The organism is Rhizobium binae (genome assembly GCF_017357225.1).
Lineage (GTDB): Bacteria > Pseudomonadota > Alphaproteobacteria > Rhizobiales > Rhizobiaceae > Rhizobium > Rhizobium binae.
The window spans coordinates 761610-787367 of record NZ_CP071604.1 but is presented as its reverse complement, the minus strand read 5'-3'; the positions used below and the strand labels follow the sequence as shown (position 1 = coordinate 787367).

22 protein-coding genes are annotated in these 25758 nt (G+C 61.5%); 13 read left to right on the top strand and 9 right to left on the bottom strand.

Features of this window, described 5'->3' with window-relative positions:
• Nucleotides 1-22: 22 nt before the first annotated feature.
• Complete coding sequence (locus J2J99_RS03845; protein ID WP_168296012.1) at nucleotides 23-1471, bottom strand: aldehyde dehydrogenase; 1449 nt, start codon at nucleotides 1469-1471, stop codon at nucleotides 23-25.
• 263 nt (nucleotides 1472-1734) lie between these two features.
• On the opposite strand from J2J99_RS03845, the gene J2J99_RS03840 reads away from it, so the two are divergent.
• The 10 genes from J2J99_RS03840 (at nucleotide 1735) to J2J99_RS03795 (ending at nucleotide 12256) form a co-directional block, all read left to right on the top strand.
• On the top strand, nucleotides 1735-2958 hold the full coding sequence (locus J2J99_RS03840; RefSeq protein ID WP_168296011.1) for an ABC transporter substrate-binding protein: 1224 nt from the start codon (nucleotides 1735-1737) through the stop codon (nucleotides 2956-2958).
• Complete coding sequence (locus tag J2J99_RS03835; protein ID WP_246638738.1) at nucleotides 2955-3734, top strand: ABC transporter ATP-binding protein; 780 nt, start codon at nucleotides 2955-2957, stop codon at nucleotides 3732-3734. The genes J2J99_RS03840 and J2J99_RS03835 overlap by 4 nt, the downstream gene beginning before the upstream one ends.
• Nucleotides 3718-4419 (top strand): ABC transporter ATP-binding protein, encoded by a 702-nt coding sequence (locus J2J99_RS03830; protein WP_168296010.1) that lies wholly within the window; start codon nucleotides 3718-3720, stop codon nucleotides 4417-4419. Before J2J99_RS03835 ends, J2J99_RS03830 begins: the two co-directional genes overlap by 17 nt.
• Nucleotides 4412-5272, top strand: coding sequence for a branched-chain amino acid ABC transporter permease (locus J2J99_RS03825; RefSeq protein ID WP_168296009.1), 861 nt, complete (start codon nucleotides 4412-4414; stop codon nucleotides 5270-5272). Before J2J99_RS03830 ends, J2J99_RS03825 begins: the two co-directional genes overlap by 8 nt.
• Complete coding sequence (locus J2J99_RS03820; RefSeq protein WP_168296008.1) at nucleotides 5269-6282, top strand: branched-chain amino acid ABC transporter permease; 1014 nt, start codon at nucleotides 5269-5271, stop codon at nucleotides 6280-6282. Before J2J99_RS03825 ends, J2J99_RS03820 begins: the two co-directional genes overlap by 4 nt.
• Nucleotides 6279-7286 (top strand): carbon-nitrogen hydrolase family protein, encoded by a 1008-nt coding sequence (locus tag J2J99_RS03815; protein WP_168296007.1) that lies wholly within the window; start codon nucleotides 6279-6281, stop codon nucleotides 7284-7286. The genes J2J99_RS03820 and J2J99_RS03815 overlap by 4 nt, the downstream gene beginning before the upstream one ends.
• Before the next feature lie 16 nt (nucleotides 7287-7302).
• Entirely contained in the window at nucleotides 7303-8253 is a 951-nt protein-coding gene (locus J2J99_RS03810; RefSeq protein WP_168296006.1) for a ketopantoate reductase family protein, read from the top strand.
• A 42-nt stretch (nucleotides 8254-8295) separates the two neighbouring features.
• Nucleotides 8296-9708, top strand: coding sequence for an indoleacetamide hydrolase (gene iaaH / locus J2J99_RS03805; protein WP_168296005.1), 1413 nt, complete (start codon nucleotides 8296-8298; stop codon nucleotides 9706-9708).
• 14 nt (nucleotides 9709-9722) lie between these two features.
• The gene (locus tag J2J99_RS03800; RefSeq protein WP_168296004.1) at nucleotides 9723-11435 is read left to right on the top strand and encodes a thiamine pyrophosphate-requiring protein; all 1713 of its coding nucleotides are present in this window, start codon (nucleotides 9723-9725) and stop codon (nucleotides 11433-11435) included.
• Nucleotides 11436-11527: 92 nt separating this feature from the next.
• Nucleotides 11528-12256, top strand: coding sequence for a response regulator transcription factor (locus tag J2J99_RS03795; RefSeq protein WP_168296003.1), 729 nt, complete (start codon nucleotides 11528-11530; stop codon nucleotides 12254-12256).
• A gap of 32 nt (nucleotides 12257-12288) precedes the next feature.
• Here the strand turns inward: J2J99_RS03795 and J2J99_RS03790 are convergent, their stop codons facing one another.
• The 5 genes from J2J99_RS03790 to J2J99_RS03770 all read right to left on the bottom strand — a co-directional run bounded on the left by J2J99_RS03790 (nucleotide 12289) and on the right by J2J99_RS03770 (nucleotide 18005).
• Complete coding sequence (locus tag J2J99_RS03790; RefSeq protein WP_168296002.1) at nucleotides 12289-13107, bottom strand: ABC transporter permease; 819 nt, start codon at nucleotides 13105-13107, stop codon at nucleotides 12289-12291.
• Between the two features lie 3 nt (nucleotides 13108-13110).
• The gene (locus J2J99_RS03785; protein WP_168296026.1) at nucleotides 13111-14022 is read right to left on the bottom strand and encodes an ABC transporter permease subunit; all 912 of its coding nucleotides are present in this window, start codon (nucleotides 14020-14022) and stop codon (nucleotides 13111-13113) included.
• A 4-nt stretch (nucleotides 14023-14026) separates the two neighbouring features.
• Nucleotides 14027-15169 (bottom strand): ABC transporter ATP-binding protein, encoded by a 1143-nt coding sequence (locus J2J99_RS03780; protein WP_168296001.1) that lies wholly within the window; start codon nucleotides 15167-15169, stop codon nucleotides 14027-14029.
• A 204-nt stretch (nucleotides 15170-15373) separates the two neighbouring features.
• Nucleotides 15374-16471 (bottom strand): polyamine ABC transporter substrate-binding protein, encoded by a 1098-nt coding sequence (locus J2J99_RS03775; protein ID WP_168296000.1) that lies wholly within the window; start codon nucleotides 16469-16471, stop codon nucleotides 15374-15376.
• A 124-nt stretch (nucleotides 16472-16595) separates the two neighbouring features.
• On the bottom strand, nucleotides 16596-18005 hold the full coding sequence (locus tag J2J99_RS03770; RefSeq protein ID WP_168295999.1) for a helix-turn-helix domain-containing protein: 1410 nt from the start codon (nucleotides 18003-18005) through the stop codon (nucleotides 16596-16598).
• Between the two features lie 193 nt (nucleotides 18006-18198).
• Here J2J99_RS03770 and aceA point away from each other — a divergent pair, with 193 nt between their 5' ends.
• Nucleotides 18199-19488, top strand: coding sequence for an isocitrate lyase (gene aceA, locus J2J99_RS03765; RefSeq protein WP_168295998.1), 1290 nt, complete (start codon nucleotides 18199-18201; stop codon nucleotides 19486-19488).
• 21 nt (nucleotides 19489-19509) lie between these two features.
• On the top strand, nucleotides 19510-19746 hold the full coding sequence (locus J2J99_RS03760; protein WP_004673767.1) for an SMc00767 family acetate metabolism repressor: 237 nt from the start codon (nucleotides 19510-19512) through the stop codon (nucleotides 19744-19746).
• An 86-nt stretch (nucleotides 19747-19832) separates the two neighbouring features.
• On the opposite strand, the gene J2J99_RS03755 is transcribed toward J2J99_RS03760, so the two are convergent.
• On the bottom strand, nucleotides 19833-20702 hold the full coding sequence (locus tag J2J99_RS03755) for a LysR family transcriptional regulator (protein ID WP_168295997.1): 870 nt from the start codon (nucleotides 20700-20702) through the stop codon (nucleotides 19833-19835).
• 89 nt (nucleotides 20703-20791) lie between these two features.
• Here J2J99_RS03755 and J2J99_RS03750 point away from each other — a divergent pair, with 89 nt between their 5' ends.
• Nucleotides 20792-21046 (top strand): hypothetical protein, encoded by a 255-nt coding sequence (locus J2J99_RS03750; RefSeq protein WP_168295996.1) that lies wholly within the window; start codon nucleotides 20792-20794, stop codon nucleotides 21044-21046.
• Here the strand turns inward: J2J99_RS03750 and J2J99_RS03745 are convergent.
• Together J2J99_RS03745 and J2J99_RS03740 are read right to left on the bottom strand one after the other, a co-directional pair.
• Entirely contained in the window at nucleotides 21019-22866 is a 1848-nt protein-coding gene (locus J2J99_RS03745; protein WP_168295995.1) for a methyl-accepting chemotaxis protein, read from the bottom strand. The genes J2J99_RS03750 and J2J99_RS03745 overlap by 28 nt on opposite strands.
• 194 nt (nucleotides 22867-23060) lie before the next feature.
• On the bottom strand, nucleotides 23061-25592 hold the full coding sequence (locus tag J2J99_RS03740) for a methyl-accepting chemotaxis protein (protein WP_168295994.1): 2532 nt from the start codon (nucleotides 25590-25592) through the stop codon (nucleotides 23061-23063).
• Nucleotides 25593-25758: the final 166 nt, after the last annotated feature.

Sequence of the window (25758 nt, the reverse complement as noted above, 5' to 3'; positions counted from 1 at the left end):
TGGCCTGCTCCTGTTCGAGGGTTCAGAAGGGGTAGTGCTGGTGCGGATCTTCGATCGTGATCCAGCGCAGATCAGTGAATTCGTTGATCGCCGCCTTGCCCCCGAAACGACCGTAACCGGAACCCTTGACCCCACCGAAGGGCATCTGCGCCTCGTCATGCACGGTCGGCCCGTTGATGTGGCAGATGCCGCTTTCGATCCGAGCGGCGACCGCCATCGCCCGCTGCGGGTCACGGCTGAAGACGGCGGCTGACAGACCATATTCGGTATCGTTGGCGACACGGATCGCTTCTTCGTCGTCGGCGACCCGGATGATCGGCTTGACCGGACCGAAGCTTTCCTCGCCATAGCAGCGCATGCCGCTCTTCACATTGTCGAGCAGCGTCGCCTCGACCACGGAGCCGGTCCGCTTTCCGCCGGCGACGAGCTTGGCGCCCTTGGCCACGGCGTCGGCGATGAATTCCTCCATTTTCACCGCCGCCTCCGTGGTGACGAGAGACCCGAGAACCACATGACCGCGGGGATCGCCGGCAGGTAGTTTCGAAGCACGGTCGCAAAGCTTGGCGACGAATTCGTCGGCGATGTTCTTGTGAACAATGATCCGCTCGGTCGACATGCAAATCTGACCCATATTCGCAAAGGCCCCGAAGATCGCCCCGTTGACCGCGGCATCAACATCGGCATCGTCCAGAACCACCATCGGCGCCTTGCCGCCGAGTTCCAGGAGAGCGGGCTTGAGATGCCGCCCGCAAAGCTCGCCGATACGGCGCCCGACATGGGTCGATCCGGTGAAATTCACACGCCTGACCTCCGGCGCCGCGATCAGGGCTTCGACGACGGCGGCGGCATCCTCCGGCGCATTGGAGATGACATTGACCACCCCGGCAGGGAAACCCGCTTCGTTCAGCGCCTGGCCGATCAGCATGTGCACTCCCGGGCAGGATTCCGATGCCTTGAGGATAACGGTATTGCCGCAGGCGAGCGCCATGGCGATCGCCCGCGTACCAAGGATGATAGGCGCGTTCCACGGCGCTATCCCCAGGCAAACGCCTGCGGCCTGGCGTACGCCCATGGACAAGGTGCCGGGCTTGTCCGACGGAATGACTTCGCCAACAACCTGCGTGGTCATCGCCGCAGCCTCCCGCAATATCCCCGCTGCAAGCATGGTATTGAAGCCGGCCCAAGGCGCGGTGCCGCCTGTCTCCTCGATCGTGATCCTGATGAATTCTTCGACCTTCGACGCAAGGTTATCAGCGGCCTTCATCAGCAACGCCCTGCGCTCGCCGGGACCCCTCTTCGACCAGGCGGGGAAGGCGGAATGCGCCGCAGCCACTGCCTTCTGGACATCCTCTATGCCGGATGCCGGGGCGCGGGTCGCAACCTTGCCAGTGAATGGATCGATCCTGTCGAAGGTCTTTCCGGAGACGGCGGCGACCGAGTTGCCCCCGATAATCTGCTTTATTTCCAACATGTCGTTCCTCCCCGCATGTTTCTTGCCGCGTGGCCTCTCCGATCGCAGAGTTCGATCCGTCTCAGGCTACGCTCAGGACAAGAAAGCTATCGGTTCAGTCTCTCGAGCAGCATCCACATTTTTGTGGATGGTGCAGATCCTCGATCGGACGGATCGTACCCCCCGCAAAAATAAGGGGAACTCTAATGAGCATCACTACGCGAAATGCCGCGCTCATCACGCGCCGCACACTTCTAGGATCTGCTGCCGCCGGAGCAGCGGGAATGGCTGCTTCGAGCATCTTTCCCGCTCCCGCATTGGCTCAAGCAGCCAAACTGAAGATCGGATATGTCAGCCCGGTCACCGGAATTTACGCGACCTTTGCCGAAGCGGATCCGTTCCTGCTCAAACAGGTGCGGGAGGCTTTGAAAAGCGGCCTCGTCAACAATGGCAAGACCTATGAAGTCGAGATCATCGATATCGACGACCAGACCAATCCGGATCGCTCGACAAGCGCGACCCAGCAGCTCATCAATTCCGACGAGGTGAACCTCGTTCTCGCCCAGGGGGCTTTGGGCATCAAGAACGTCAGTGCCCAGTGCGAACTCGCCGGGGTGCCTTCGATTACGACAATGGACCCATGGCAGGGCTGGCTGTTCCCGCAGGGAGGCAAGCCCGACACCGGGTTCAGATATGCAAACCATTTCTTCTGGGGCATCGAGGACATCATCTCGACCTACGTCGGCATGTGGTCGGCGCTCGACACCAACAAGAAGATCGGTTCCTGCTTCTCGAACGATCCGCCGGGACAGACATTCTCCAGCAGTGAGATCGGCTTCCCGCCAGCGCTGAAGAAGGCCGGATTCGAAATGGTCGACGTCGGCTTGTACGAACCCGGCTCGAACGACTTCTCGCGTCAGATCGCCGCGTTCCGCGACGCAGGCTGCGATATCATGAGCGGTCTGTTCGACCCGCCGGACTGGGTCGTCTTCTGGCGGCAGGCGATGCAGGCGGGCTTCAAGCCCAAGGTCGTCACGATTGCCAAAGCTCTTCTTTTTCCCGCAGGCGTGCAGTCCCTCGGTGTTGCTGCGAACGGCATGTCCACGGAAGTCTGGTGGACTCCGGACTATCCATTCAAGTCGTCGATCACGGGCCAGTCGTGCGGCGAACTCGCCAAGGCCTACGAGACCGAAACCGGGAAACGCTGGACGCAGCCCATCGGTGTGGTTCACGCGCTGCTGGAAGCCGGGATCAACGCGCTCAGAACGGCTGACGATCCCACCGATCCCGACTCCGTCGCCGATGCGATCAAGAAGATGCAGCTCAACACCGTCGTCGGCACTCTCGATTGGGCCAATAGTCCGGTCAAGAGCGTGGCCAAGATGGCAATCGCGGGCGGACAATGGCATGTCGACCCGAACGGCGACTTCAACCTCGCGGTGGTCGCTAACCAAGGCATGCCGCAGGTGCCCGTCACGGCGCCCTTCCAGATGAAGATCGGCGTATGAGTGACGCGCGTGAGAGCATGATGCCCTCGCCGAATAGGTCTCTCGCCGTCGAAAACATCAGCAAGTCGTACGGCGGCGGACTTCCGGTGCTCAAGGATTTGACACTGGAAGTCCTTCCCGGCGAATTGTTGGGTGTCATCGGACCTAATGGCTCGGGCAAGACGACCCTGTTCGGCGTTATCGCCGGACAGCTTTCGCCCAATTCCGGCACGGTACTCGTCAACGGCATAGACGTTACCGGGCTTTCCGCATCCGAAAGGGCGCGCAAGGGCATCGGGCGCACCTTTCAGGTTCCGCAGTCCTTCTCGAACATGTCCGTGTTCGAGAATCTTCTCGTCGGCGCGCGTTATGCGGGCGACCTGAGCCACGAAGCGGCGACGCTCGCCGTCCACGGCATCATGGAGCGAACGGGTTTTCATGGACGCGGCCATCTGCGCGCAGGGGACCTGCCGCTGCTCGACAGGAAGCGGTTGGAACTGGCGCGGGCATTGGCGACGAACCCTTCGCTTCTTCTCCTTGATGAGATCGCCGGAGGACTGACGGACAATGAGGCCGCGGAGATTGCCGAACTCGTGAAGGAGGTTAACCGCCAGGGGATCGCAGTGATCTGGATCGAACACCTCGTTCATATCCTCACCTCCGCCGTCTCGCGCATCGTCGTCCTTGGCGAAGGCAAGATCATCGCCGACGGGGAACCGCACGCGACGATGGCAGAGCCGGCGGTGCGGAAAATATACCTTGGGATGGAGCCCGATCTAGATGCTGAGCATTCGTGATCTGGAAGCGAGCTATGGCTCGATGTCGGTATTGTTCGGTGTAGGCCTCGACGTTGCGGCCGGTGAGACTCTCTCTCTGATCGGCTCGAACGGCTCCGGCAAATCGACGCTGTTCAGCGCGATCACCGGGCTGTTGAGACCGACGGCCGGAGAGATCGAGCTCGATGGGCTCGCCATGATCGGAAAGTCCACCTCTGCGATCGTCGATCACGGAATAGTCATGGTGCCGGAAGGCCGGAAACTTTTCCCGAGCCTGTCGGTCGAGGAGAATTTGCTTCTGGGCGCCTATTGCAAGAGGCCGGGCGAATGGTCGCTCGACCGGGTGCTGGATACGTTTCCCGTTCTGAAAGACCTGCGCCGGCGACCCTCCCAAGCTTTGTCCGGCGGCCAGCAGCAGCTCGTCGCGGTCGGTCGCGCCTTGATGGCAAACCCGAAAATCCTGCTCTGCGACGAGCTGTCGCTCGGACTTTCACCCTCGGCGGTCGAGGTGGTCTACGCGGGGCTCCAGAAGGTCAAGGAGACGAAGGTGTCGCTGGTGCTCGTCGAACAGGACATCGCCCGGGCACTCAAGGAAAGCGATCGGTTTGCATGTATGCGGCATGGCCGCATCGTTCTGCAAGGTAAGTCCCTGAACGCCGACCGCACCGAAATTTCAAACGCGTATTTCGGAGGCTCGCATGATTGAGCTATTTCTGAATGGCCTGTTCGTCGGAGCGCTCTACGCGCTGTTCGGGCTGGGATTGGCCGTCACCTTCGGTCTGATGCAGCAGATCAACCTTGCCCATGGCGACATGATCATCTTCTCGGCCTATCTGGCATGGTTTGCCGGTCAGGCCTTCGGCCTTCATCCGCTGGTGGCCCTTCCGATCGTCGCCCTCCTGATGTTCGCACTCGGCTATGTTCTCCAGCGTGTCGTGCTCAACAGGACGATCGGCCGAGGGCCGATGCCGCCCCTGCTTGTCACGTTCGGTCTCTCGATCGTTTTGCAGAACCTCATGCAGATGGGCTTCAGCGCCGATACCCGCAGCCTTCAGCCAGGTAGCATCGGCTCCGCATCGCTCCCGCTCGGTTCTTTCTCGATCGGGGTGATGCCGCTTTTCTTCTTTCTGTTCGCTTGCCTGGCTTTCGCCGCCACGTGGCTCGCATTTTCCAAAACCAGCTTCGGCCGAGCGGTAAGGGCGACATCCGACGACCACCGCACGGCAAAGCTCATGGGCATAGAGACCGGGCACATCTTCTCGCTGGCGCTCGCGCTTTCGCTGTCCGTCTCCGCCATCGCGGCGATCTTTCTCGGAATGCGGTCGACCTTTGCTCCCGCCGCAGGGGTGGAGCGGATGCTGTTCGCATTCGAGGCGGTTATCCTCGGCGGTCTGGGATCGATCTGGGGCACCTTCTTCGGCGGCCTCGCGCTCGGCCTGGCTCAAGCCGTCGGGATCGCGATAGCGCCGACATTCGGACCCCTCGCCGGGCACCTGGTTTTTCTGGCCGTGCTCATCCTCCGGCCTGAAGGCATGTTCGCCAGAGGTGCATCCAGATGACGAAGAAGATCGACAACGCTTATATCACATTGCTCGTCATCGCGCTGGCGCTCTGCCTTATGCCGATCGTTTTGCCGAAAGCTGGGCTTGCCCTCGCAACCGAGTTCTGTGTCGTGCTTACCATCGCGCTGGCCTGGAATCTCTTGGGCGGCTTTTCGGGCATTGTCCTGATCGGCATGCCGCTCTTCATCGGCATCGGGGGATACACGCTTTACATCGTCGCCAACTTTCTCGCGGTTCCCCCCTATCCGGTCATAGCCATCTGTGCCGCCGTGTCGGCCATTCTCGCCTACGTCCTTTCGCCTCTGCTGTTCCGGCTTCAAGGCGCGCAGTTGGCCATCGGTTCATGGGTAATGGCCGAAATCGCCCGCCTCCTTTGCCTCGTTACGCCTGCCGTCGGAGCCGGCGGCGGATTGAACCTCGAGGTCATGAAGTCGGTCGCCAGGAACTGGCGGCTTCCGCTGAATTTCGCATCCGCAGCATTGGTGCTCTTCATCACGCTCCTGGCGATCGTCGTGCTCTTGAAAAGCAGGTTCGGTCTCGGTCTGCGGGCGATGCGGGACAGCGACGCCGCGGCGGAAGCGATGGGGGTTCGCACAAACCGCGTGAGGCTCTACACCTTGGTTCTGGCGGCGGGCATCTCAGGTGCCGCAGGCGCGTGCTACTATATCACCAGCATCCAGATCACGCCGAACAGCGCTTTCTCCCAGAACTGGATCGCAATGACGATCTTCATCGTCATCCTGGGGGGTATCGGTTCGGTCGAAGGCCCGATCTTCGGAGCGATCGTCTATTTCCTGCTGAGGGAGACACTGTCGGGTCTCGGACCCGGATACTTTGTCATCAGCGGCCTGCTGGCGATCGTCGTCACCATCTTCCTGCCTGAAGGCGTATGGGGTCTTGTCAGGAGAGTCATACGGATCGACCTTCTTCCGGTCGCGCACCAACCATCGGCCGAGCCCCCGGCATTGCCGTCCGCCCATCTGCAAACTCAGGAGATCCTGTCATGAAGCCGATCAAAGTCGCCGCGGTTCAAGCCGCCCCCGTGTTCATGGACCTGAACCGCTCCATCGACAAAGCTGAAGCACTTGTCGCTGAGGCGGCCAGAAACGGCGCCAAGCTGGTTGCCTTCCCCGAAACCTGGCTGCCCGGCTATCCCTGGTTCGTCTGGTTGTCGTCGCCCGCAGAATCGATGCAGTTTTACGGTGCCTACCACCAGAACAGCATGACGGTCGACTCTCCGGAAATGCGCCGTCTCCAGAACATAGCGAGGCGGCACGAGATTTTTATCGTCATGGGCTTTTCCGAACGGGAGGCCGGGTCCAGGTACATGTCCCAGGCGACCATCTCCGACGCCGGCGACCTGCTGCAGGTGCGCCGGAAATTGAAGCCGACCTTTGCCGAACGGATGGTCTTTGGCGAAGGCGATGGCTCCGACCTCGAGGTCGTTGAAACCACGATCGGCCGCGTTGGCGCGCTCAACTGCTGGGAGCACGCACAGCCACTGGTGAGAATGGCCATGCATGCTCAGGGCGAAGACATACATGTGGCTGCTTGGCCGAGCTTCTGCCTCTACCGCGATATCGCACACGCTTTAGGCCCCGAGGTGAATAACGCGTTCTCAAGGACATATGCCGTCGAAGGAGGCTGCTACGTTCTCGCCCCATGCGCCACGGTCAGCCAGGAAATGTTCGACCTGATGGCGCAGACGCCGGAGAAGGCGCACCTTCTCAATCCTCGCACGAGCAAGCCAGGTGGAGGGTTCACGATGATCTACGCCCCAGATGGCAGGGAGATGTGCGAGCCTCTGGCCGATGACGAAGAGGGCATTCTCTACGCTGATCTGGATCCAACCATGATCGACCTCGCCAAGGTCGCCGCTGACCCGCGTGGCCATTACGCAAGGGCAGATGCCGTCCGCCTCGTGGTCAACAAGGAGAAGCGACGGGTAATGTCGGAGATCAATCGCCCCGACACGCCGCCGGTGGTCCGACTTTTCCAGGAAGAAGAATAGGCGGGAGCGGCATTCAATGGCCGATAGAACTTCCAAAACTCTTCTCAGGATCGGCGTCGTCGGCGCGGGCGCCATGGGCTCCCTTTTCGGAGGCTGCCTTTTCGAAGGGGGCGGCGCTGATGTCACGCTCATCGACATCAATCCCGCGCATATCGGCGCCATCCGGGAACACGGTCTCAGGATCGTCGACGACCGCGGCGACCGGCTGCTTGATATCCCCACCGTGACACCCGACGCGGTTAGAGGGACATTCGATCTCGTGCTCGTCTTCACCAAGACACTGCACACGCGGTCGGCGCTCGCGGGCATCGCAGGAACGATCGGTCCGGAAACATATCTCTTCAGCCTTCAGAACGGTCTTGAGAACAAGGAGACCCTCCTTGAGTTCGCAGCGCCGGATCGGGTGTTGATCGGCGTGACAACATATCCGGCCGATATCAAGGGACCGGGACACGTCGAGTCGAACGGAGAGGGCGTCGCACGCTTCGCGGCAGCCGCATCCGGCGAGCCGCCGATCTCGACTGCCCTTATCAGGGCGTTCGAACCGTCCGGACTCCGTTTGGTTTATGACCCCGACGTCGAAGCGGCGATCTGGGAGAAAGTGGCGTTCAACGCGGCACTGAACAGCATCTGCGCCATTACGCGGTCGACCGTGGGGCAGGTCGGCGCCGACGAAGGGACTCGCTCTCTCGTTTTCTCGATCGTCGGCGAGGTTTGCAGAACGGCGATAGCGAGCGGAATAGCCGCGGACATCGACCATGTCGAAGGCATGGTCGAACATGCCCTGTCCCATCACACACACCACAAACCGTCGATGCTCCAGGATCTTCTCGCCGGGCGCTTAACCGAAATCGAAACGATCAACGGCGCAGTGGTCCGCAAGGCCGTTGCCGCAGGGATCGAAACGCCGGTCACATCCGTGGTTTTGAAGCTTGTCCGGCATGTGCAGTCACCGCCTCAAGTTTAATGACAGGCCCCTTCCAGAATGGTCGCGACCGAGAGGACGAAGATGAACATATCCGAATTGAGTTGCTCCGAGTTGGCCTCCCTTGTTTCTTCCCGAACGCTGCATGCGGTCGAGATCGCCGATGCACTCATCGAACAGGTGGGCAAACTCTCTGATGCCAACGCCTTCACAGACTTCGATGCGTCTTCTGTGCGGGCGGATGCAGAGCAGGCAGATCGGGACCTGGCAGCCGGCCGCTCCAAAGGCCCGCTGCATGGAATTCCGATCGCGTTTAAAGACAATATCAACGTGAAAGGCTACGCGACGACCGCGGGCACGGCGGCAATGCGGCATTTCCGACCGCAGGACGATGCTCCCGTGGCTGCGAAATTGAGGCAGGCAGGAGCCATTGCATTCGGCAAGAACAATATGCACGAACTTGCATATGGGGCCACGACCAATAACGCTCTCTTCGGTCCTGCCAGAAATCCATTCAACCCAGACCACGTCTGCGGGGGCTCGAGCGGCGGCAGCGCATGCGCTGTCGCTCATCGGATGGTCCCTGCGAGCATTGGCACGGACACGGGTGGCTCGGTCCGTATCCCAGCCGCCTTCTGCGGCCTCTGGAGCTATCGACCCAGCCCCGGCCGCTGGCCGAAAGCAGGCATCGTTCCGATATCGAGTACACGCGACACGCCCGGCCCGATCGCCCGCACGCCATCCGACCTTGCGCTGCTGGACAGCGTCGTTGTCGGACATTCCGAAGTGTCGAAGACGTCGATGATCCAGGGATTGAGAATAGGAGTTCCGGACGAATTCTTCTGGGACCTGGCAGATCCGAGCGTCTTCAAGGTATGCAGCGATGCGCTCGACCGCCTGAAGTCAATGGGCGCCATTCTGAAAAAAATCGACGCGCGGCGGCTACTCGATCATCACGTGGCCTCGACAACGATCATTGCGTTCTTCGAAGGCAGGGTCACCCTGGAAGAATTTCTCGAGGCCCACGACGTTGGGAACTCTTATGAGACCGTCGCTCAGTCGGTGGCGGCGGCTGATGTAAGGTCGATCCTGCTGGATCAACTGAAAAGCGAAACCGCGGTGGGACCGGAGCGGTACGCAGAGGCCGTCAATATCCACCGCCCAGCACTGCAGGAGGAGTACCGCCGTATATTCCGCGATAACTCGCTTGATGTGCTCGCCTTTCCGACTGCGCTGATTGCGCCTCCCCTAATCGGGGACGACGCGACGGTCGTCTTGAACGGGCAAGAGCAGCCGCTTTTTCCGACGACCATTCACAACACCGACGTCGGAAGCAATGCGGGTATTCCCGGAATCACGATTCCTGTCGGATTGACGGACACGAACCTTCCCGTCGGCCTGGCCTTCGATGCCGCCGCCGGCGCAGATCGGCTGCTCCTCGAGGTGGCTATCTGCCTGGAAGAGCAATTTCCTGCACTGAAATCCAGATTTCTCTAAGGAAGGAGACGTCGATGTATACGGCGAGCAGCGCCTTGTTGGACGCATTGACCGACGCGAACGTGTCTTACATCTTTGCGAATTTCGGAAGCGATCATCCCGCGCTTGTCGAGGCGATCGCCGAGGCCCGGGCAAATGGCAGGCCGATACCCGAGGTCATTACCTGCCCGAACGAAATGGTCGGCATGAGCGCCGCACACGGATTCTGGCAGGCGAGCGGAGTGGCGCAGGCGGTGGTAGTCCATGTGGAATGCGGAACCCAGGCGCTTGCCGGCGCGGTCCACAACGCCGCCAAGGGGCGCGCGCCGATGATGATCTTCGCCGGCGCGTCTCCGTTCACCCAGGACGGGGAACTGAAGGGCTCGCGCAATGAGTTCATTCAATGGATTCAGGATGTCCATGACCAGCGCGGCATCGTTCGGGGATATACAAAATATGACAACGAGCTGCGGACGGGTTTCAACGTCAAGGACATCGTCAACCGGGCACTCCAGCTCGCATATTCGGACCCGAAAGGTCCGGTCTACCTGATGGGCGCGCGCGAGGTCATGGAGCAGGAAGTTCCTCCCAAACCCTCGGTTCGGATGTGGCCACCCGTCCAGGCTGCGGGGCTGACGAAACAGTCTGTGGCCATGCTCGGCGAGGCTTTGCGGAAGTCGCGCCGGCCGCTTGTCGTGACGACCTATCTCGGCCGCAACGAAGCGGCGTTCAACGCCTTGGTGGAATTCAGCCACAGGGCGGGAGCCGGAGTTCTGGAATCCGTGCCGACCTGGCTGAACTTCCCGCACTCGAACCCGATGTATCAGGGCAACCACTGGAATCATCCCTGGCAGAACAAGGCGCTGGCCTCGGCCGATCTCGTCCTCGTGATCGACAGCGACGTGCCTTGGATTCCGGCACACAACAGGCCCGCTCCGGATGTTCCTATTTTCCACATCGATGTCGATCCGCTGAAGACGCAAATGCCGCTATGGCACATCGATGCAACGGCATCCTGGCAGGCGGATGCGGCCACCGCCCTGTCGGAACTCAACGAATGGCTTACCGACAATCCGATAGAGCCGGATGACATCGCCGGACGGGCGGACCATTGGCGCATGCTTCATGAAGCGCGCGCCGGCGAACTGGCCGCGCTGGAGAAGGAGCCCGAGGACGGCGTGATCACCTCGGAATTCGCAGTGGCGTGCCTGCGCGAAGAAATCGGCGATGACGCGCTTTTCGTCAACGAAGGCATTTCCAACTATCACACGGTCTTCAACCATCTCAGGCGGAGCGACCCGCTGACGGTCTTCACCAGCGGCGGCGGTTCGCTCGGTTACAACGGAGGTGCTGCGATCGGCGTGAAGCTTGCCAGTCCCGAAAAGACCGTGGTCGCCCTATGCGGTGACGGCTCCTACATGTTTAGTGTCCCGTCATCGGTGCACTGGATGGCGGCGCGTTATCAAACGCCGTTTCTCCAGATCGTCTTCAACAACAGGGGCTGGAAGTCGCCAAAGCTTTCGACCTTGGCGGTTCATCCCGACGGATTCGCTTCAAGAGCCAATTCGATCGACGTCTCCTTCGATCCTCCACCGGACTATGCAGGTATCGCCGCAGCCGCGGGCGGCGCCCATGGCAAGCAAGTCCGAAATCCTGCCGAAGTCCGCGTAGCGATCAGAGAGGCGCTGGAGGTTGTCCGAACCCAAAAACGCTGCGCAGTATTGGATATCTGGATTTCTCATCTTTGAACGCGGACGAGAAAAGAAGAAAGCTGCATCCTTGCGCATTGGCACATTCTTTGCTTAACTTCGGAGGGCCTAATACCATCGCGAGGTCAGGAATGACGGGTCATATCTACGACATGTCAGGACAGGAGGCGCGAATTTTCGCCAATATCATCGGCGCGCTCTCCTCCGGCAATCTGAACTTCGACGTTCGCGAAGAGGTCTTTCCCGACATTCTGAAACTGTTGCGGGCGGATGTGCTGGCCTCGTTCGAGTGGAACAGGCGGTCCAACTCCTACGGCAACGCCTTCATCATCAATCAGGATCCCGAAAACGTGGCTCGCTACCACCAGTGGTTCCAGTACCGAGATCCGATGACGGACAAGCTGCGGGGGTTGAGAAGAGCGGCCCATGTCGAGGAGGTTATCTCCAGGCGCGACCTCACCAAGACGGAATTCTATAATGATTTCCTCGCCCGTGACGGCATGCAGCACGGCGTCAACCTGTTCATGCAGGCAAACGGACGCGAGCTTGCCGATCTCAGGGTATGGCGCTACGGCAGCCGTCCCGATTTCAGCGATCGGGAAATAGACTTGTTGACCATTATGGCGCCCTTCGTGCGCCGGGCGCTCTCGACAGCACCTTCCGTCAGTCTCGACATGCTCACCGACAGGGAAAGAGATGTCGCCCTTCTGGTCGCCCGAGGCTGCTCCGACAAGGACATTGCGCGCGTCCTCGGCATCGGCTTTGCCACAGTAAGGACGCATGTCGGTAGCTGCCTCGCCAAACTGGAATGCTCTAACCGGGCGGAAATTGCGGCACAGGTTTCAAAGGTTTCGCACTAGAAGATTCAGGTTCGCCGGCAGTCCTCCCGCTACTAAGCGGTCGCCGCCGCGGCCCGCTCGTCGCGCTCGCGCTGAACTTCGCGCCGCTTGGTGATTACGGATGCACAGATAACGCCGACCGCGACGACGGCGATCAGGATGGTGCAGACCGCATTGATCTCCGGCGTCACGCCGAGGCGCACCTGGCTGTAGATCTTCATCGGCAGCGTGGTTGCGCCCGGGCCCGAGGTGAAGCTTGCAATCACGAGGTCATCCAGCGACAGCGTGAACGCCAGGATCCAGCCCGAAAACACTGCCGGGGAGATGATCGGCAGGGTGATCTCGAAGAAGGTCCGCACCGGCGGCGCGCCCAAATCCTGCGCGGCTTCCTCGATCGACTGGTCGAAGCTCAAGAGCCGTGATTGCACGACGACGGCGACGAAGCACATGGTCAGCGTCGTATGCGCCAGCGTAATGGTCCAGAAGCCGCGGTCGAGGCCGATTGCGACGAAGAGCAGCAGCAGCGACAGGCCGGTGATGACTTCGGGCATGACGAGCGGCGCATAGACCATGCCTGAAAAGAGCATGCGGCCGCGGAAGCGGGTATAGCGCACCAGCGTTAGCGCCGCCATCGTGCCGAGGATGGTCGCAAAGGTGGCCGACAGCAGACCGACACGGATCGTCACCCAGGCAGCATCGAGCAGGGCCTGGTTCGACAGCAGCGAGACGTACCATTTGGCGGAAAAGCCGCCCCAGACGGTGACGAGCTTCGACTCGTTGAAGGAAAAGATCACCAGCAGCACGATCGGCAGATAGAGGAAGGCAAAGCCGAGCACAACGGAAATGATGTTGAAACGGGTCCATCTCAGCATGGCTTATTTCCCCCGCTCCTCGGCCTTGGCCTGTGCATTCTGGAAGAAGACGATCGGGATCACCAGGATCATGAGCAGGATTGTCGCGACTGCCGAGGAGACCGGCCAATCGCGATTGGCATTGAACTCGTTCCAGAGCGTCTTGCCGATCATCAGCGTCTGCGAACCGCCAAGAAGATCGGGAATGACGAACTCGCCGACGGCAGGGATGAAGACCAGCATACAGCCTGCCACCACGCCGGGGATCGACAGCGGGAAAGTGACGCGCCAGAAGGCGCGGATCGGCGTGCAGCCGAGATCCTGGGCCGCTTCGATCAGCGTGCCGTCCATCTTCTCCAGCGCCGAATAGAGCGGCAGCACCATGAAGGGCAGGTAGGAATAGACGATGCCGATATAGACGGCCGTCGGGGTGTTGAGAATGATTAGCGGGTTGTCGATGATATGCAGCGACAGGAGCAGCTGGTTCAGCAGGCCTTCGGGCTTCAGGATGGCAATCCAGGCATAAACGCGGATCAGGAAGCTCGTCCAGAACGGCAGGATGACGAGCATCAGCAGCGTCGGGCGGATGGTCCGCGGCGCCTGCGCCATGCCATAGGCGATCGGATAAGCGATCAGCAGCATCAGCAAGGTCGATGTACCAGCGATGATGACGCTCGAGAGATAGGCGTTGAAGTAGAGCGGATCGTCGGTGAGATAACCGTAATTGTCGAAGGAGAAGGTCGCCACCTTGCTCCAGAAACCGCTCCAGCCATCGGCAAAGGAGAAGACCGGCTCATAAGGCGGTATGGCGATCGCCGTCGTCGACATCGAGATGCGGAAGACGATGAAGAACGGCGCTAGAAAGAAGAGCAGCAGCCAAGCATAGGGAATGATGATGACGAGGCGGTTGTAGAGGCGTGATGCCAGCGTTCCCATCATCTCAATCCTTCAGCAGCACGCCGGCATCCTCATCGAAGGAGATCCAGACGTCCTGATCATAGGAGAACGGGTCTTCGACGGAACGCTGTGCGTTGAGGGAAGAGGCCCTGACGAATTTGCCGCTCGCCAGCTTGATGTGGAAGACGGTCATGTCGCCGAGATAGCCGATATCCCAGATCTCGCCCTTGGCCGCATTGACCGGGGCGTTCGCGGGTGCGGCGCGGCTGACGCGGATCTTCTCCGGACGGATCGCAAAACCGGCCGTGCTGCCGATCGCCGGAGCGTCGCTGGCGGCAATGCGGATGGTGAAACCGCTGTCGACCGATATCTCGACGGCGCCGTTTGCCGACGTCGTCACCTTGCCGTCGAAGATGTTCACGTCGCCGATGAAGTCGGCGACGAAACGGCAATTCGGCGCCTCATAGATTTCGGCCGGCGTTGCCACCTGAACGACCTTGCCGTGGCTCATGACGGCGATCCGGTCGGCCATCGTCATTGCTTCTTCCTGGTCGTGGGTGACGACGACGAAGGTAAGACCGAGGCTTTGTTGCAGGTCCATCAGTTCGAACTGGGTTTCCTCGCGCAGCTTCTTGTCGAGCGCGCCGAGCGGTTCGTCGAGCAGCAGCACTTTAGGGCGCTTGGCCAGCGAACGGGCGAGCGCCACGCGCTGGCGCTGACCGCCGGAAAGCTGGTTCGGTTTGCGGGAGGCAAATTGCTCGAGCTTAACGAGCTTCAGCATCTGCGCGACGCGCTCGGCCATTTCGTCCTTCGGCATGCCGTCCTGCTTCAGGCCGAAGGCGATGTTTTTCTCGACGGTCATGTGCGGGAAAAGCGCGTAGGACTGGAACATCATATTGACCGGCCGCTTGTAGGGTGGCGTGCCGGCGAGGTCGGTGCCGTCGAGAACGATTTGACCCGCTGTCGGCTGCTCAAAGCCGGCGAGCATGCGCAGAAGCGTCGATTTGCCGCAACCGGACGCGCCGAGCAGCGCGAAGAACTCGCGGTGATAGATGTTCAGCGACAGATCGTCGACGGCGGTGAAATCGCCGAAGCGCTTGGTGACGTTCTTGAAGGCTATGAAAGGTTTTGCTGACGGATCGGTCCAGGGTGCGAAAGCGCGGCGGATATTGCCTAAGGACTTCATATTATTCCCCGAGAATATAAGTTTTCAGCCGGCCTCCACCTAGAGCATGATGCCGAAAAGTGTGAGCGGTTTTCGGAACGAAATCATGCTCTAACTCTTCAATTTAGAACAGGATTCAGATTTTAGGCCGACCGGCCTAAAATCATCCTGTTCTAGGCCGGTAATTGAAAGGCCCGGACGTTTCCGTCCGGGCCTGGCATCGACTTACTGGCCGGTGACGACCTTCGTCCAGATCCGCGTCGCGGTACGCTGGGTCTTCGGGTCCCATGGCTTTACCGTGAAGAGTCCCTTCATCACCTCTTCGGTCGGGTAGATCGCCGGATCTTCCAGCACCTCCTTGCTGACGAACTGCTGCGAGGCCTTGTTGCCGTTGGCATAGAAGGTGTGGTCGCTCGCCTTGGCGATGACCTCGGGCTTCATCATGTAATTCAGGAACTCATGCGCTTCGGCCACATGCTTGGCATCGGCCGGGATCGCCATCATGTCGAACCACATCTGGGCGCCTTGGACCGGGATCGAGTAGTTGACCTCGACGCCGTTCTTGGCTTCGGCGGCCCGGTCGCGGGCCTGCAGCATGTCGCCGGAATAGCCGAAGGCGATGCAGATATCGCCGTTGGCAAGGGCGTTGATATATTCGGACGAGTGGAACTTGCGGATATAGGGGCGCACCGCCGTCAGCAATTCCTCGACCTTCTTGAAATCTTCGGCCTTGGTGGAGTTCGGATCGAGGCCAAGATATTTCAGCGCCGTGGTCATGACGTCCTTCGGCGTGTCGAGCACGTAGATGCCGCAGTCCTTGAATTTTTCGGCGACCTTCGGATCGAAGATCACTTCGAGGCCCGGCTTGGCATCGGGACCGAGGATCTCGGCGACCTTCTTGACGTTATAGCCGATACCGTCGGTGCCCCACATGTAATCGACCGCATATTCATTGCCCGGATCGTATGCGGCGGTGCGCTGCTGGATCACGTCCCACATGTTGGACAGGTTCGGCAGCTTCGACTTGTCGAGCTTCTGGAAAACGCCCGCCTGGATCTGGCGCTGCAGGAAGTCGGCGGTGGGAACGACGACGTCATAACCGGTGCCGCCGGCAAGCAGCTTGGTTTCTACGGTCTCGTTCGAATCGAAGGTGTCGTAAACGACCTTGATGCCGGTTTCCTTGGTGAAATCGGTCAGGATGCTGTCGTCGATATAATCCGACCAATTGTAGACATTGACGACGCGCTCCTGCGCAACGGCTGGAGCGGCGGCAAAGAGCGCGGCGATGGCGGCGGCCGTCACGCTTGCGATGGTTGACCTCATGACTTCTCCTGTTTGTTCAAAGCGCCCGTATCTCCGGACATCTTTTCCCTCTGGTTTGTCCGCAGACTAAGAAGGAATTTCTAAGCTCACAAGCGCAAAAACTGCGCTCTCAACGATTTCACAATCACCGGAAGTCGAAGGCGCTGAGACCCGCCACCATCTCGTCGAGCCCGAGCGGCCTCGTCACCGGCGGCTCGGCGCGGGAAAGACAGCCGCGCCGCTCGCAGAGGCGACAGGCCGGGCCGATCGTGACCGGATCGAGCGCCGTCGCCTGCCCATAGGCCAGGCCCTCGCCAAGGGCGGCGTCACAGACAATCAGGATTGCGGTCCGCCTCACCCTTTCGCCGAATTCAACGCTCGGCCCCTCCAGGGTGCGGGCAACCGTCAGGAAGGATGCGCCATCCGGCATGACCACTGTCTCGGCGAGAATCTGACCCGGCTGCAGGAAGACGGCATGGATATTGAGCTTCGGACAGCCGCCGCCGAAACGGGCCTGCGGAAAGCCCTGAGCGCCGCCTCGCCGCAGCCGGTGGCCGGCGGCATCGATCTCCATCATGAAGAAGGGAATAGCCGCCGCCCCTGGCCGCTGCAGCATGGTCAGACGCGTGGCGGCATGGCCGAAGGAGACGGAAAAGCGGGCCCGAAGAATATCGATGTCGTAGCGCACCGCCTTGGCCGCCGACAGGAAGGCCTCATAGGGCATGGCGAGCGCCAGGGCCGCGATGCGGGCCAGCTCGAAGCGGGCGATGCGGCGCGCCTCGGCGGAGGAGAGCGAGAGATCGTCGAGTTCGGCATCGATGGCCGGGAGCAAGGCGAGGCTGGCGGCCTCGATAGCGATCTCATGCGCACGGTCGGCCGGCGACAGGCGTTCGGAAATGAACAGCCGCATCGAATGACGATCGAAACGGCGGCGCAGATCCGGCATGACGTGCACCGGCAGGACGCGCACCGCAATGCCGCGCTCGGCCCGCAGCCAGTCCTTCAGCCCGGCGGCAAGATCGGCGCCGCCGGGAAGCGTCGCGGCAAAGGCTTCCGCCGCCGTCTCGATCCGTCCGAAATAGGCCGACCTGCGCTCCAGCGTCTCGCGCAGCTCGTCGAGCGGCAAGCGGCCGACGGCGACCGGCGCATGTCCCTCGGCGGCCATCAGCCCCGTCAGGTCGGAGAGCCGGGCGGCCTGTTCGCGATAGGCGCGATAGAGCTTGATCATGCCGCTTGCGGCATTGGGTGCGGCCTCTGCCACCTCGACCAATTCCTGGTCGCCGGGCAGTTCACCCGAAAGCAGCGGATCGGCGAAGACCTCCTTGAGCTGGCCGAGGCTGCCGCCGGTCTGCCCCCGCAATTCCTCCAGATCGACCTTGTAGACGGCCGCGAGCTTCAAGAGGAGCTGCACCGTCAAAGGCCGCTGGTTGCGCTCGATGAGGTTCAGATAGGAGGGCGAAATCTCCAGCGCCTCGGCCATGGCGGTCTGCGTCAGTGCCAGCGCATTGCGGATGCGCCGCACTTTCGCGCCTGCAAAAATCTTCCGTTCCGCCATGTCACACTCTTTTACAAAAAGCCAGGCAACCGGATTTACAAAATTTTACAAATTCACAGCACGGGCCTGTAAATCCTCCGCATAATAACCCGTTTCCGCCGCCAATATCAAAGGTTTTTCTGGCAATCTCGGGCGTCTTTGTAAATTCTAGAATGCGACACCGGAGACGGCAATTTTAAGTAAGGAGAGCAGCATGACCGATTTTTACAAGCTTGTCCAAAACGCACCGGCAGGCCGCTTCGACAGCATCGAACGGCCCTACTCGGCCGCCGATGTGCAGCGGCTCAGAGGCTCGGTGGCGCTCACCTATACGCTGGCGGAAATGGGGGCGGACCGGTTGTGGCGGCTTCTCCACCAGGAGGATTTCGTCAATGCGCTCGGCGCACTTTCCGGCAACCAAGCCATGCAGATGGTGCGCGCCGGGCTGAAGGCGATCTATCTCTCCGGCTGGCAGGTGGCGGCCGACGCCAATACGGCATCGGCGATGTATCCCGACCAGTCGCTTTATCCCGCCAATGCGGGGCCGGAGCTTGCCAAACGCATCAACCGCACCCTGCAGCGCGCCGATCAGATCGAGACGTCGGAAGGTAGCGGACTTTCCGTCGACACCTGGTTCGCGCCGATCGTCGCCGATGCGGAAGCCGGGTTCGGCGGGCCGCTCAATGCCTTCGAGATCATGAAGGCCTATATCGAGGCAGGTGCTGCCGGCGTCCATTTCGAGGACCAACTCGCCTCGGAGAAGAAGTGCGGCCATCTCGGCGGCAAGGTACTGATCCCGACAGCGGCCCATATCCGCAATCTCGACGCCGCACGGCTTGCCGCCGACGTCATGGGCGTGGCGACGCTGGTGATCGCCCGCACCGACGCGGAAGCGGCAAAGCTGCTCACCTCCGACATCGACGAGCGCGACCAGCCCTTCGTCGATTACGATGCCGGGCGCACCGTCGAAGGCTTCTACCAGGTCAGAAACGGCATCGAGCCGTGCATCGCCCGGGCCGTCGCCTACGCGCCGCATTGCGACCTGATCTGGTGCGAGACTTCCAAGCCGGATCTCGAGCAGGCGCGCCGGTTTGCCGAAGGTGTCCACAGAGTCCATCCCGGCAAGCTGCTCGCCTATAATTGCTCGCCGTCCTTCAACTGGAAGAAGAACCTCGACGAGGCGACGATTGCCAAGTTCCAGCGCGAACTCGGGGCGATGGGTTACAAGTTCCAGTTCATCACGCTCGCCGGGTTCCACCAACTGAACTACGGCATGTATGAGCTGGCGCGCGGCTACCGGCAGCGGCAAATGTCGGCATATTCCGAGCTGCAGGAGGCCGAATTCGCCGCAGAGGACTATGGTTATACCGCCACCAAGCATCAGCGCGAGGTCGGCACCGGCTATTTCGACGCCGTGTCGCTCGCCATCACCGGCGGCCGGTCGTCGACCACGGCGATGCACGATTCAACCGAACATGCGCAGTTCAAACCAGCTGCGGAATAACCCGAAGAGGAGGACAGAACCATGGCATCCATTTCACGCGTCCGGGAACGGGCCGAAGAGCAGACGACCAGCATGAGCGAGGATCAGCAGACGACGATCCGCATGCTCGCCAACGACCTGCACCGGCTGAACCAGTCGGTCATGAAAGCGGTCGAGGCCGGCGTTTCGGTCGAACTGGTGCGCTCGGCCCGTCATCACGGCGGCGACGGCAACTGGGGCGACCTGCTCATTCCGGTCGTCGTCACCAACCGGCACTGACAAGCATAGCCTGGCGACCTCGGGTCGCCGGCCTTCATCCAAGTGCCCGCACGTCCCGGAGATGCGCGGGCGCTTCATCGTTAACGTCAACCGCGGCTCGGCCGTTTTCCGGCGAAGAGATCGGCATAGCTTCGGATGAGCTTGGTCATTCGGTCGGCAACGGTGCGGATTTCGGGGCGATGGCGGTCCTCGGCGTTCATGACGATCCATTGACGGTGGCGCAATTCCGGCAATTCGCCGCCCTGGCGCTGCAATTCCGGATGGAGATCGCCGACGAAACAGGGAAGCACCGTCTTGCCGGCGCCGGCGCGCACCAGATCCGGCAGCGAACGCGGTCGATTGACGGTGGCGACGATCCCGGATGCGGCATGGGCGTGCGGCCAGCGCAGATACGCCGATATCGCCTCCTCCTCGCCGACGGCAATCCAGCGTTCATCGGACTCGGCGGCGTTGCGTCTGGCATAGACGGCATAGGCCACCTCCCCGAGCAGGCGTGCGGCCAGGTTGGCTTCCTCCGGCTCGAAGGCGCGAAGGCCGATATCGCTTTCACGATAGGCAAGGCTTGCCCGCGCCTCGCCGATGCTGAGCGCAATGGCGAATGCATCGCCCGGCATGCGGATCGCGGCAAAATTCTCGGTCAGCAGCCACGCGACCCAGGTGCCGGCGGTGATCCTGACGGTCGTGCCGCCCTCGCCCGATTGCCGCCAGGCTTCCACCTTGCGGGCGGCGGCCTCCATTTCCTGCAGATGATCGAGCAGCGCCTGGCCATCCTGCGTCAGCCGATAACCGGTCTGGCTGCGCGAGAACAGGGCGCGGCCGACCTCCTGTTCGAGCTCGAGCATGCGCCGGCCGACCGTAGCGGGGCTGAGCCGGCTTGCGACGCTTGCTCCCGTCAGGCCGCCGAGCCGGGCGACCTGCAGGAAAAGCTGATAGGAATCCCAATTCGCGTTTTTCATCAATGAAAAACATAGCGGGATTTTTCCTGTTTATGAAGACAATATTGAGGCCTAAATGAAGTGATGTCTGATACAGAAAGGACATCGCCATGATCGACATGATCACCATCGCCGGCGTCCACGGATACCGGCATTATTGCAAGCCAAGCGGTTCCAAAGCGGATGAAGACCGGTTTTATGCCGAGTTCGGCGACAGCAGCATCGTTCGCTTCGCCGCCTGGCTGGCCTCGATCCACCTCATTCTAAGGCGGGTCGGATCGAACGGAAGACGCCGCAGCGTTGCGGCGCAATCCTGCGGCCGTCACGGCCGCGCTCCTCAGGCGATCTTCCTTGCGCCGAGGTGAGCGGGCGCCGGTTCTGCGCCGATGCGGAAACGCTCGATGAGCGCCATCAACGTATCGGCTTCGCCGGCGAGGCGGCGGCTTGCCTGCGTCGCCTCGGCCACCATCGAGGCGTTCTTCTGTGTCATCTGGTCCATGGCGTTCACCGAACCGTTGACCTCCTGCAGCGCCGCCGACTGGTCGCGACTGGCGGTGGCGATGGTTTCGACATGACCGCTGATCGCAATGATTTCCTGGCTGATCGAGGCAAGGACGCTTCCGGTCCTCTGGACCAGTTCGGAGCCGGCCGTCACTTCACGGCTGGATGTTTCGATCAGCGACTTGATCTCGCGCGCCGCATCGGCCGAACGCTGGGCGAGTTCGCGGACCTCCTGGGCGACGACGGCAAAACCCTTGCCCGCCTCGCCGGCTCGTGCCGCCTCGATACCGGCGTTAAGCGCCAGAAGATTGGTTTGGAAGGCGATATCGTCGATCACCTCGATGATCTGTTCAATCCGCTGCGAGGCCTCCTCGATGCGCTCCATGGCGGCGACGGCATCACCGACGACGGTGCCGGAATTGTCGGCCGTCTTCTTGGTCGCGGCCACGACATTGTTGGCTTCCCGGGCGCGCTCGGCGGAAGAGCGGACCGTGACGGTGATCTCCTCGACCGCAGCGGCAGTCTCCTCCAGGTTCGCCGCCTGCGCCTCGGTGCGCTTGGAAAGCTCGTCGGCAGAGGCGGAGACGGCGCCACTATTGCGCTGGATCATCGAGGCGCTGTCGCGGATACCGGACAGCGTATCCTGCAGCCGCAGCAGCGATGCGTTGAAATCGACGCGAAGCTGCTCCAGCCGGCCGACGAAGGGTGTGCCGATCGTTTGCGAGACATCCCCCTGCGACAGACGCCCGAGGCCGGCGGCAAGCTGGTTGACGGCAAAGTCGATCTGACTGTCGAGCGAGCGTTTGTCGGCATCGTTCCTGGCGCGTTCGGCATCGCTCAAGGCGCGCTGTTCGGCCGCCTCGGTTTCCAGGTCGCGCCGTGCAAGGGCGCTGTCGCGGAAGAGCGAGAGGGCGCGACCGATCTCGCCGAACTCGTTGTTCTTCTCGAGACAGGGGATCGCCCCGTCGAGATCGCCTGAGGAGATCGTGTGGACGCTCGCGGTCAGGGCCTGCAACGGCTTTACCGACAGGCGGATCGCATAAAAGGCGAGAACACCGACGAGCAGCATGACGACGGCGCCGATGCCGAGAACCAGGATCAGCAGCTCATTCATGCGCTGATAGTAGAACTCCATCGGAATGCCGATGAAGAGAATGCCGACACTGGCGTTCGCTGCATTCTTGATCGGAAAGTAACCGGTCATGAATTTGCGGCCGAACAGCTCGGCCGGGCCGAAATAGGCCTCGCCCCGGGCGAGAACCGGCTGGGCCGGGTGCTCGGCTGCAAGCTTGGTGCCGACGGCGCGGTCGCCGTTTTCCTTCTTGACGTTGGTGGATATGCGGACGTAGTCGCCGCCCTGTTTCTGGAAGATGGTCGCAACGCCGGCAATCGACTGGGCGGTGCGGTCGACCAGCGAATGATCGGCAAGGGCCGGAATGGCCTCTTCGGTGACGGCGGAGAGCTTGTTGTCCTTCACCTCGACCTTCGCAGCCTGATCGGCCGCGCCGTAGAGGACGGCCATGGCCCGGGCGGCGTCCCTGGCGTCGGAGACGGCGCCATCCATCACGTTGCGGCTCAGATTGTAATAGGTCACGCCGACGATGGCCGCCGTGCTGATCGCCAGCAGAAACAGTGTGATCGCAACGATCTGACGGACGATGGATGTAAAGAAAAGGCGCGGCATGAAAATCCCCGGCGGTACAATGAGGGCTAAATTAGAGGAAAAGCGTTAAGGAAAATTTTCCGTAAATCTGAATTGGGCGGGCTAGCCCCTCGGACATTCCGATTGGCCTGCCAAGGCGGCTGATCGTGGCCGTCCCGATATGCAAACGGCCCCGGAAAACCGGGGCCGTCGAAAGAACGGAAATCTAGCGTTGATCAGGCGGCGCGGTAGACCGGCGCTTCGCCCGCCCCGCCGTCAATCTTGAACTGCTGGATGAGGCGGCGCAGCGCATCGGCCTCGTCGGCCAGTTCGCGGCTGGCGGCGGTCGTTTCCTCGACCATGGCAGCATTCTTCTGCGTCATCTGGTCCATCTGATTGACGGTCGAGTTGACGCTCTGCAGCGCGTTGGATTGGTCGTGGCTGGCGCGGGCGATCATCTCGACATGCTGGCTGATCGTGACGATCTGGGCGCTGATCTTGGCGAGCACCGTGCCGGTCTCCTGCACGAATTGCGAGCCGGAGCTGACCTCGTTGGTCGACTTGTTGATCAGTCCCTTGATCTCCTGCGCCGCGGCGGCGGAGCGCTGGGCGAGTTCGCGGACTTCCATGGCGACGACGGCGAAACCCTTGCCGGCCTCGCCGGCGCGCGCCGCTTCGATGCCGGCGTTGAGGGCCAGCAAATTGGTCTGGAAGGCGATCTCGTCGATGACGCCGATGATCTGCTCGATCTGCCGCGCGGCATCCTCGATGCGACCCATCGCGTCGATCGCATTGCTGACGACGACGGCGGAATCGTCGGCGCTGCGCTTGGCCTGGCGGACGATCTGGTCGGCATCCTTGGCGCGTTCGGCCGAGGAGCGGACCGTGACGGTGATCTGATCGACGGCAGCGGCAGTCTCTTCGAGCGAAGCCGCCTGCTGTTCGGTGCGCTTGGAGAGATCCTCGGCCGACTGGGCCATCTGGTTGCCGTTGCCCTGGATCAGCTCGACATTGTCGCGGATCTGGCTCATCGTCGCCTGCAGGCGCAGCATCGAACCGTTGAAATCCTGACGCAGCTGTTCGAGGCGGCCGATGAAGGGCGTTTCGATGGTCGTCGAGATATCGCCCTGCGACATGCGCTCGAGGCCGGCGGCGAGCTCATTGACCGCAAATTCGATCTGCCGGTCCATCTCGCGCTTTTCGGCGTCGTTGCGCTGGCGCTCGTGTTCGGCGGCGGCGCGCTCCTCGTCGCTCTGCTCCTCGATCCGGATCTTCGAGATGGCATTTTCCTTGAAGATGCCGAGCGCGCGGGCCATGTCGCCGATTTCGTCGTAGCGCTGCTCGCCTGAAATGCTGGTATCCAGCGCCCCTTCGGCGATGCGGCGCATGGCGGCGGTGATCTGGCTGATCGGGCGCTGCAGCGTCAGCACCAGGGCGATGCCGCCGAGGATCGACAGCAGGATGCCGAGGCCAGTGGTCAGGACCGAGATGCTGTTTGCCTGGGTGCGCTCGGTGCCGGCAGTCTGCTTCTGCAGCTCGGCGAAATCGGTCAGCTTCGTCCAGATCTGGTCGAGCTCCTGGCGGGCGGCGGCATAAGCCGTGACGCGCTCGCCGATCGTATCGACGATCTTCGAGCCGCCGCCGGAAATGGCGTCGAGGGCCGGCTGGATCGCCTCGGAGATGCCTTCGGCAAAGCCCATGCCCTTGGCGCTGGTGGTCAGCACCTGCATATCCTTGCCGAGCGTGCCGGCCTGCTGCTGCAGGCGCACGAGGTTATCCTTGCTCGAATTGGAGAGGAAATCGGACAGCACGATCTGCAGCGCATAGACGGAATTTTCCAGGCGCCGCGTGTCCTGAAGGACGGAGTTGGTCTGGGCGATGCGGCCTTCGAGCTCGGCAAACCGCTGGGTCGCCTCGCGCATTTTCTGCGTCGCGGTCAGCTGCGTATAGGTCGAGGTCTGGCGGAAGCGGGAGACGAGACGGCCGAGTTCGGCGACGTTCTCGTCGGTCGGAGCGGGCATCTGGGCAATCGCCTTGATGCCGTCGATGGTCGCAGCCAGGGCGTCGATGACGTTTTTCTGGTTGGTCGGGACCGAAATGGCGATCAGGCGCTGGGCCTTGATGATCTCCGGCATCTGCTCGTTGATGAAGGCGATCTTGTCCTGGGGCGTCTGGGGCTTGCTGAAGCCGCTGGCGACGGTGCCGAGGAAATCGCCGCCTTTCAGCAGGCGGTCGGCGGTGCGAAGGGTGACGGTGGCGGCGCTTTCGTCGCTCTGCAGCGCCGTCTGCAATTCCTCGGCCTGGTAGGAGACCGTGAAGCGGGTGCTGATCAGGCTCTTCTGCGCCGCGTCGATCTGCTGATGCAGCGCCTCTTCCTGCTCATGCAGGGCCCAGAGCTTGTCGACGACACCTGAAATATCCTTGGTGCGGCGGGAGGCCTCGGCAAGGCTGTCGCGGCCGGAAGCCTCTTCGCCCACCTGGCTCAGCGTCTGGTCAAGCACGCCCTGCTGGGTCTTCAGATCGGTGAGCAGCTTGTCGCGCGCCTGCTGGCTGGTGATGCGCAGGAAGTCGTCCATCGAACCGTAGAGATCCTTGAACCCACTCAGCGACTGCAGCACGCTGTTGGAGATTTCCATGCGGCCCTGCAGCAGTCCGGAAGCATAAAGGCCCGTCAGGCCCACCGCCGAAATGGTCACAACGAACGGCAGAACGAAGATCAGAACCTTCGTCTTGATCTTGAAGCGGGAAAGAATCTTGTCAATCAACATCGCGTTCCGGGCCTTTCATACACTACTCCTCCCGCGGGCAGCCGTCAGGCGCGCCAGCCGAGTGCACATCGAGCTATTCTCTCTACATTGGGGAACCCGGAAGCCAGGCGGCAGTCATTGCCGGTTCATGTCCAAGCAAGTTGGAGATGCCCAAATAATCGCGGGC

What these genes read in the sequence shown, in the direction of transcription:
- J2J99_RS03815 (WP_168296007.1), top strand. Translation starts at nt 6,279, where the DNA reads ATGAAGCCGATCAAAGTCGCCGCGGTTCAAGCCGCCCCCGTGTTCATG.
- J2J99_RS03785 (WP_168296026.1), bottom strand. Translation starts at nt 14,022, where the DNA reads ATGGGAACGCTGGCATCACGCCTCTACAACCGCCTCGTCATCATCATT.
- J2J99_RS03745 (WP_168295995.1), bottom strand. Translation starts at nt 22,866, where the DNA reads ATGCCGCGCCTTTTCTTTACATCCATCGTCCGTCAGATCGTTGCGATC.
- J2J99_RS03790 (WP_168296002.1), bottom strand. Translation starts at nt 13,107, where the DNA reads ATGCTGAGATGGACCCGTTTCAACATCATTTCCGTTGTGCTCGGCTTT.
- J2J99_RS03750 (WP_168295996.1), top strand. Translation starts at nt 20,792, where the DNA reads ATGATCGACATGATCACCATCGCCGGCGTCCACGGATACCGGCATTAT.
- J2J99_RS03810 (WP_168296006.1), top strand. Translation starts at nt 7,303, where the DNA reads ATGGCCGATAGAACTTCCAAAACTCTTCTCAGGATCGGCGTCGTCGGC.
- J2J99_RS03740 (WP_168295994.1), bottom strand. Translation starts at nt 25,592, where the DNA reads ATGTTGATTGACAAGATTCTTTCCCGCTTCAAGATCAAGACGAAGGTT.
- J2J99_RS03820 (WP_168296008.1), top strand. Translation starts at nt 5,269, where the DNA reads ATGACGAAGAAGATCGACAACGCTTATATCACATTGCTCGTCATCGCG.
- J2J99_RS03830 (WP_168296010.1), top strand. Translation starts at nt 3,718, where the DNA reads ATGCTGAGCATTCGTGATCTGGAAGCGAGCTATGGCTCGATGTCGGTA.
- J2J99_RS03840 (WP_168296011.1), top strand. Translation starts at nt 1,735, where the DNA reads ATGGCTGCTTCGAGCATCTTTCCCGCTCCCGCATTGGCTCAAGCAGCC.
- J2J99_RS03770 (WP_168295999.1), bottom strand. Translation starts at nt 18,005, where the DNA reads ATGGCGGAACGGAAGATTTTTGCAGGCGCGAAAGTGCGGCGCATCCGC.
- J2J99_RS03800 (WP_168296004.1), top strand. Translation starts at nt 9,723, where the DNA reads ATGTATACGGCGAGCAGCGCCTTGTTGGACGCATTGACCGACGCGAAC.
- J2J99_RS03835 (WP_246638738.1), top strand. Translation starts at nt 2,955, where the DNA reads ATGAGTGACGCGCGTGAGAGCATGATGCCCTCGCCGAATAGGTCTCTC.
- aceA (WP_168295998.1), top strand. Translation starts at nt 18,199, where the DNA reads ATGACCGATTTTTACAAGCTTGTCCAAAACGCACCGGCAGGCCGCTTC.
- J2J99_RS03775 (WP_168296000.1), bottom strand. Translation starts at nt 16,471, where the DNA reads ATGAGGTCAACCATCGCAAGCGTGACGGCCGCCGCCATCGCCGCGCTC.
- J2J99_RS03795 (WP_168296003.1), top strand. Translation starts at nt 11,528, where the DNA reads ATGACGGGTCATATCTACGACATGTCAGGACAGGAGGCGCGAATTTTC.
- J2J99_RS03755 (WP_168295997.1), bottom strand. Translation starts at nt 20,702, where the DNA reads ATGAAAAACGCGAATTGGGATTCCTATCAGCTTTTCCTGCAGGTCGCC.
- J2J99_RS03825 (WP_168296009.1), top strand. Translation starts at nt 4,412, where the DNA reads ATGATTGAGCTATTTCTGAATGGCCTGTTCGTCGGAGCGCTCTACGCG.
- J2J99_RS03760 (WP_004673767.1), top strand. Translation starts at nt 19,510, where the DNA reads ATGGCATCCATTTCACGCGTCCGGGAACGGGCCGAAGAGCAGACGACC.
- iaaH (WP_168296005.1), top strand. Translation starts at nt 8,296, where the DNA reads ATGAACATATCCGAATTGAGTTGCTCCGAGTTGGCCTCCCTTGTTTCT.
- J2J99_RS03845 (WP_168296012.1), bottom strand. Translation starts at nt 1,471, where the DNA reads ATGTTGGAAATAAAGCAGATTATCGGGGGCAACTCGGTCGCCGCCGTC.
- J2J99_RS03780 (WP_168296001.1), bottom strand. Translation starts at nt 15,169, where the DNA reads ATGAAGTCCTTAGGCAATATCCGCCGCGCTTTCGCACCCTGGACCGAT.